Annotated in this window: 3 protein-coding genes; 2 read left to right on the forward strand and 1 reads right to left on the reverse strand. The window is 62.3% G+C overall.

All coding sequences use genetic code 11. The annotated features are described in order from the left end of the window. Positions 1-484 precede the first annotated feature (484 nt). The gene (locus EV659_RS12055; protein ID WP_132709138.1) at positions 485-2,632 is read left to right on the forward strand and encodes a TonB-dependent receptor; all 2,148 of its coding nucleotides are present in this window, start codon (positions 485-487) and stop codon (positions 2,630-2,632) included. Positions 2,633-2,713: 81 nt separating this feature from the next. Here the strand turns inward: EV659_RS12055 and EV659_RS12060 are convergent, their stop codons facing one another. Beyond that, complete coding sequence (locus EV659_RS12060) at positions 2,714-3,565, reverse strand: helix-turn-helix transcriptional regulator (protein ID WP_165878875.1); 852 nt, start codon at positions 3,563-3,565, stop codon at positions 2,714-2,716. 505 nt (positions 3,566-4,070) lie between these two features. Between EV659_RS12060 and EV659_RS12065 the strand changes: the two genes are divergently transcribed. Then, on the forward strand, positions 4,071-6,977 hold the full coding sequence (locus EV659_RS12065) for a TonB-dependent receptor plug domain-containing protein (protein WP_132709140.1): 2,907 nt from the start codon (positions 4,071-4,073) through the stop codon (positions 6,975-6,977). Positions 6,978-7,749 lie beyond the last annotated feature (772 nt).

Raw genomic sequence — 7,749 nt, forward strand, 5'->3', positions numbered from 1 at the left:
CCGACGATCTGCGCCGCAGCGCAGGGTGAACCGCAGAAGGGGAAGACGGCGCTCAAGCCGAGCACCCAAACACCACTAGAAAGGGCCGCCAGCGCGGACCGCCTGCCTGCACCCACCCCCCAAGCCCGGAACGCCGAGCCCGGAGCAACGCACACAAGCCTCGCCCATCGCCGGACCAGCCGACCACGCAACGGCAGCATCATCGCCCTGACGGACGCGCACCACCGTTTTTTTTATACCTCCCCTATTAAGCTTTACACTATCACAACAAGCGCCTTTACCGAACCGCTTTTGCGCGCACCTCCTACAAGAGGCTGTGAAGCGCCGCGCGCCTTTGGTTGGAACACACCAACGGCGCAGCCCGGCCCCGCGCAACGCGTCTCTCAGCTCCGGCGTGCCTGACGGGCGCCTCTTTGTGCCTGGCGGAGTGGACGGTTATTTTTGCAAGTGCTAGTCACTCGCAAAAATAACCGAGGGACGAAACATGAGATCATACAAGATGGCGGTCGCCCGCCTCTGGGCGACCACCAAGACCGCGCTGGCTACGACGGTCCTCGCACTGCCGGCCCAAGCTCAGACCGAGCCCGACCGCTCGGCCGACGCCGACACCGGGCGGATCATCGAGGAGATCATCGTTACCGGCGAAAAGCGCGCGCGCAGCCTGCAAGATGTGCCATCCAGCATTTCGGTGGTGACCGACCGGGATCTGGACCTTCTACCCGGCCGATCGCTCGCCGATGCGGTGACGATCGTGCCCAATGTGACCGCCCAGAACCAGGGTGGACGCACCGGAACCTATTTCTACACCCGCGGCATCGGCCGCAGCGAACTGAACTTCCCGATCGTGTCGGTGAATGTGAACGGGGTCGCCCTGCCCGACCCGTCATTCTTCGGCCTCGACATCGACGCTGCGGAACAGGTGGAGTTCCTGCGCGGGCCGCAGGGCACCTTGTACGGCCAGAACACCCTCGGCGGCGTGGTCAATATCTCGCTCAAGGAGCCCGGCGACGAACTGGCCGGCTCGGTCGACGTCCTGGCCGGCGAACGCGGCTACCGCGAGAGCGCGGTGCGGCTGGAAGGGCCGCTGTGGGGCGACCGGCTGCGGGCCGCCGGCACCTTTTTGTGGAACGATGTGGACGGCTTCATCCGCAACACCACCACCGGCAAGCCACAGAACAATGAGCGCACCTTTGGCGGCAGTCTGTTCGTGGTCGCCGAACCCACCGACAATCTGCAGATCGACGTGAACTATTTCGTTCAGGATCGCAACGACGGGCTGGCCCAATTCCCCCAGGCCGACGACCTGTTCGTCATCACCAACAATGCGCCGACCGAAGAAGACGCCCAATCCCACATTCTCGGGCTCAAGCTGGTTTACGATCTGGGCCACATGCGGCTGGAATCGCAGACCGGCTTCAGCCAGATCGACCGGTTCACCCAGAACGATCTCGACTTTTCGGCCGCATCGGTCGCCACCTCCACCGCCGACAGCGACATCCGACAATGGACTCAGGAATTCCGCCTGGTGAGCCAGAACAGCGGACCGCTCAACTATATCGTCGGCCTCTACGGGCTGAGCCTGCAAAACGACTTCGACGTCTACATCAATGACCTGGTGGATGCCGGCATGGTCGGAACGCCGACCTCGATCAACGATCTGGTCCGCTTCGACGACAAGGCGCTGGCGGTGTTCGGTCAGGCGAACTACGTCCTCGGCGACTGGGAACTGACCGCTGGCCTGCGCTACCAGCACGAACGGGTCGAAACCGACAACACCAATACCCTGTTTGCCTGGCCGCGGACGGCGTCGGCACCGCCCCTGGCGCCGGTCACGGCGGTCAACGGCAAGCAGACCTACAACAAGCTTCTGCCGCGCCTGGCCGCGACCTATGCGGTGACCGACGATGTGAAGCTCTATGGGTCGATCTCCCGGGGCTTTCGCGCCGGCGGCTTCAACAACACCGTGTTGACCGCCGAACGCCTGGGGATCACCGGCTTGCCCAAATCCTATGGGCCCGAGTTCACATGGAATTATGAAGTGGGCAGCAAATGGCGCCTGCCCAATGGTTTCGGGCGCATCGACGTGACCGCGTTCTATATCGACTGGTCGGATCTGCAGGCCGAACAGATCGCGCCCGGCTCGCTGATCGACTTCCGCACCAACTCCGCCGCAGCGACCAGCGTCGGTGCCGAGATCGAGACGCGCCTCTATCCGACCGCCAACTGGGAACTAGGCGGCAGCTTCGGCTATGCCAATGCGGAATATGACCGGTTCGTCGAGCAACTCACCGGCGCCGACCTGGCGGGCAATCAGGTCGCCGGCGGTGCCAAGATCACCTGGAGCGTGTTCACCCGTTTCGAGGATGACGACTTTTTCGGCCGCATCGGCTTGGCCGCCAATGTGTCGGCCAATGGTGCCAGCGACCGGTTCTTCGACGTGGCCAACCAGGTCCCCGGCGACGACTACGCGCTGGTCAATGCGCGTCTTGGATTGACCTACGAAAATTGGGAAATCTTCGTGTTCGCGCGCAACGCCTTCGACGAGACGTACATCGAATTCGAATTCACCGGCTTCGGCGCCTTCGTCAACGAGCCGCAACTGATCGGCGGCGGCGTCGAAGTCACGTTCTGATCGACGCTCTCCTGCGGGCCTCGCCGCTGTTGGCGCGGCCCAAGGGCGCGCGCGCACGCCGCGCCGGCCGGACCGGCCGCGTCACCCTTGCGAGGGATTGCGGCCGGTCTCTCGGCGATAGGCGGCCGCGAATTTGGAGGGATTGGCGTAGCCGACCGCCAGCGCGGTATCGAGCACACTCGCGCCCGCCTGCAAAAGCTCGCACGCCCGCTGCATGCGCCAATACCGCAACCGGCCATAGACGGTGGTGCCGAACAGCCGGTGGAAACCGCGTTTCATGGTCATGTGGTTGAGCCCCACCTGGTTCGCCAAGGCCAGGACCGAGGGCGGCGCGGCCAGGTTCTCCTTTAGATACCGATCGGCCGCGTCGATCTGGGCGTCGAGTTCGGGCGCCGGTGACGCGGCGCCCGTGCGTTCCACCGTGACCCAATCGGCCAGCAGGTCGCCCGCAATGCGGTGGAGGTCGGCCAGCAGGCGCAATTGGTCGGACAACGCCTGCGGCACGGCCTTGGGCAGCGCGGCCACCCGTTCGACCAGCGGCCGACCGACCGGCATCTCGGCAAAAACCGGTCGGTCGGGGTTTTGACAATAGAGGCGCGCCGTCGGTGTCTGGACCTGCGACAGGGCGGCGGCCTCGAACACCATCTTGACCCCGGAATAGCGACCCGGCTCCGCCATCTGGGCCAGATACGGGGTTTGATTGGTCGCGTAGAAATAGGCGCGGCCGGGCGCAATCCGCATCACCTCGGGCATCCCGGCCAGGCGCGCCTGCGTGACCCCGAAGTCCGGCACATAGGCGACCAATCCAGAAAACGGCTCGGTCAACGACGGCTCGATCGGGTTGGCCAACGCCAGCCGGCCATAGACGGCCATCACCCCCACACCAAGCCGCACGCCCCACCCGTCGAGCACCGCACCGTCACCAATAGCCACCGGGCCAAAAGCCTGAAAACCCATCTGCCCAGGACAATCTTTCTATTATCGAAGAGGTCATGCCGATTGGGAAAACCCATACTCCATAGCGGATAACCCAAGGCACCATGCCCAGCAACCGGATCAAGACCGGTCTTGCCGACCGGCGCCTGTCATGCCGATTGGCCGAGATGGACGGGCGGGTTTCCATGCCGGCAGCCCGATAACGGCGTCACTCCGATGACAGACCGCAACACCTGCCGATCAAATGCCCTCAACCGCGCCGCGGTTTCCGGTCATTGGCTGACCGAAGCAAGCGCCCCTGGCTCGGGCTGGGGCTCGATCTGCCCTCCAGCCGAGAAAGGTCGCCCCAGGTGGTTGCGCCAGAAATCAAATACGCACTAGTTTTTGTGCCAATATGCCGGCGCTAACGAAACAACATTACCAAATAGCGCCGGCACCGTCCCCTCGGACTGGGGCATGTCTCGGATAGGGACATGGCATTACCGATATCAGGGAGGTATATGTGTTCTATCATCAACGACCCGGCGCCGTGTCGACACTGGCGCTTTTGACCGGTTTGTCCTGCTTGACCGCATCGGCCGCCGCACAATCGCCCGATCAGGCCGGTGCCCAGGAGGTCGATGAGGTCGAGGAAATCGTGGTCACCGGGTCACGGATCGCCCGGTCGACCGCCACCACGCCAACGCCGGTGACCAGCGTCGACGCCGAGCAATTGGCATTGAATGCCGACAACCGTCTAGCCGATACCCTCAATCAGTTACCCGCTCTCGGGGCCACCCGCACGCCGGCCAGTACGAACTTCGCCCCCCAACAGGCCGGCACCAACTTCCTGGATCTGCGGCGCCTTGGGATCGACCGGACACTGGTTTTGGTGAACGGTCGGCGCCATGTGGGCAGCGACCCGGGGTCCGCCGCGGTGGACACCAATACGATCCCAACCGCCCTGGTGGAGCGTGTTGAGGTCATCACGGGCGGCGCCTCCGCCGTTTATGGCGCGGATGCGGTTTCGGGCGTGGTGAACATTATTTTGAAGGATGATTTCGAGGGTCTGAAATTTGACGGTCAGCTTGGCATATCGGATGAAGGCGACGGCGAAAGCCAAAAAATCAGTGTGACCGCCGGGACCAATTTCGACGACAACCGCGGCAATATCTACTTCAACGCCACCTTCGATAACAGCGAAGAGATCAATGGGGCCGACCGCAATTGGCGCGATGCCAGCCGTCGTTTCGCCCCCAATCCTGACGACACCGGGCCCAATGACGGCATCCCCGACCAGATCTTGTTCGAGGATACGGGCTTCATATCCACCGCGCCGGGGGGACGGGTGATCGGGCCTGACGGTCAGGTATTCGAAGCCAATGGCGGCCCCTTCACTTTCAACGATAATGGCGACTTGGTTGCGCAGGACCTGGGCAATCTGATCGCGCCGTCTCTGTCATCCGGCGGTGACACGGTGGACTTGGCGCCCTTCGATTTCATCCAGGTACCGGTGGAACGGCTGCTGCTGTCGGGCGGAGTACGCTACGCTTTCAGCGACAAACACACTTTTTTCGCCGACGCCAAATTCGCCCAGACGACGGCGTCCACGGCGGGCCAACCCTCTTTCTCCCTGCCCAGTGTGGAGCCCATCTTCCTGCAGGCCGACAATCCCTTTGTCCCTCAGGAGTTGCGTGACATTCTGGCAGCCGAAGATCTGGATGGCTTTTTCGTCGGCCGCACCCATGTGGACCACGGCCAATCCCGATCCAAATCCGACCGGGATACAATCCAACTCTATCTGGGTTTCGAAGGTGCGATCTCTTCCAACCTGGATTATTCAGTGCACTACCAATACGGCCGGTCGGACATCACCACCAAGTTCATCAACCAACAAGTGCCCTCGCGGTTCCAGCAAGCACTGGATGCTGTGCGCGACCCGCAGACAGGGGAAATCGTCTGCCGCGACCCATCGGGCGGGTGCAAGCCCCTGAACGTCCTGGGCCCGCAAGCGGCTTCGCAAAGCGCCCTTGCGTTTGCCTATACCGATTTCCTGACCGAGGGGCTTGTGGAGCAAAATGTGGTCAACGCCACGGTGACCGGCGATACGGCTGACCTCCTTGAATTGCCCGGCGGACCGGTGGGCTTTGCCGGGGGCTTTGAGTATCGAACCGAACGCGCGGAAACCGAAGAGGGCTTCCTGCGCAATACCGGTGATATCTTCGCCTCGCCGCCCATCGGCAACATCGAAGGCGACTTCGACGTCTGGGAAGTCTTCGGCGAGGTGAACCTGCCCCTGGTCCGCGACCTGCCCCTCGCCGAAGAGATCAACCTCGATGGTGCGATCCGCTATGGCGACTATTCCACCATCGGGGGGACCACCGCCTGGAAGGTCAGTGCAGATTGGGCACCCACGGCAGACCTACGCTTCCGCGGCGCCTTTTCAGTCGCTGTTCGGGCCCCCAATGTGGGCGAGTTGTTCGGCCCCACGGACGTGAACAACATCTTTCTGATCGACCCCTGCGACGCGGCCAATCTGGCCAACGGCTCGCGCAGCCGGCCGGACAATTGCGCTGCGCTGGGCCTGCCAGCCGATTTCGACTCCCAATCTCAGAACCGCACCAACACGGTCATCACAGGCGGCAATCCGAACCTGACGGAAGAAAAGGCCGACACGATCACGGTGGGGGCCGTTTTCACCCCGCGCTTTCTGCCGGGGCTGACCCTGGCCGTCGACTATTGGGATATCAAGATTACCGACGCGGTGAACAGTTTCCCCGCCCAGGCTATCGTGAACAACTGCGTTGATGCCGAAAGCATCGATAACCCCTTCTGCGATCAGGTTCGCCGTCAGACCAACGGTAACTTCGATGCGATCGAAAGCCGGCTGATCAATGTCGCCAAGCTCGAAGCCTCGGGCATTGATTTTGATGCGCGCTACATCATCGACCTAGCCGGTACCACGGCCAACGCGGTGCCGGGATCGCTGGAAGCGAGTTTCGTGGGAACGTACCTGGACACTCTGGCCTTCTTCGGCCAGGAGAACACCACCACCCCCGACCGCGAGGCCGGCGAACTGGGCGACCCGGAATTCTCCTTCACGTCAAGGCTCTCCTATTATTGGCATAATTGGACCTTCAGCCTTGAGGAACGATTCCTGTCCAGCATGCGCTCGGACCTCGGCGAGGTGCCCGAAGCTCGCGCCCCCAACAGCACCGATGCCGAATGGTATACGGATATCAATATCCGCTACCAGATCGTCGAAGGCACATCGGTCTTCTTTTCCGTCGACAATCTTTTGGACAATGATCCCCCTTTGCTGGCCCAAGTACCCGAGACGCGCGGTTTCCTGACCAACGGGCGTAATGATGTGGGCCTGTTTGATCAGGTGGGGCGCTTCTTCCGACTAGGTGCATCGGTCAGCTTCTGACCGATGTCTGCTGCTTGGGCCTGTTCGGTCAGGCATCAATGGCGGGCCTGGCAGGCTGCGGAAAAAGCCGTGTGGTTTTCCGCTTTCCCCACCGGCGGCGCTTGAAAGTGGCTCTGCCGGTGGGGTTGGACTCGCAGCCTTTTGGCTGGGTGTCATGCCGATCGTCGGTTTTGGGGGCGACACCGAGCGCCATGCCGGCCCCCGACTCTGGCTTCAGATGGATAAAGGTCAGGGGTCGCAGCCCCCCCAGAGGTGATAGCCCCCTCGCGCCTTGGAATTGACGAAAAACCGCACCCAAAAGACGAGCAGAAAGCTACTGCCTCAGAATGCCATGGCCAAGTGGGGCAGGCCCGAAAGGCGACCCAATATCCAACCAGCAAAACGCCGGGTGATTATAGGTCGGTTTTTGGCAGTTTTCTGGGAATGGTGACCCCTACGGGACTCGAACCCGTGTTTCCGCCGTGAAAGGGCGATCTGCTTTAAAATCAAGCCGGTTTGGCAATTTCCCCGTTTTGTTCACCCTCATATAAATCAACGCCTTACACCCCAATTGCCAAACCGTGTTCGGCGCGGAAACAGCCATGAGAACCCCGCTAGTCGAATTATTCCCGGCGGCCATTCACCAGCCGACGCACAGCGATCAGATCGCGGCGGCAGTGGCGGGCGGCGGTGGCGGTTTCCACGGCCCAGCGGGCCACATCGGCCTGGGTGATGTCAGGGCCGGTCGGCGGGTCCGGGATCGGCGGGCAGGTCAGAAGGGCTTGGGGTATCG

It is taken from the genome of Rhodothalassium salexigens DSM 2132 (genome assembly GCF_004341375.1).
Lineage (GTDB): Bacteria > Pseudomonadota > Alphaproteobacteria > Sphingomonadales > Rhodothalassiaceae > Rhodothalassium > Rhodothalassium salexigens.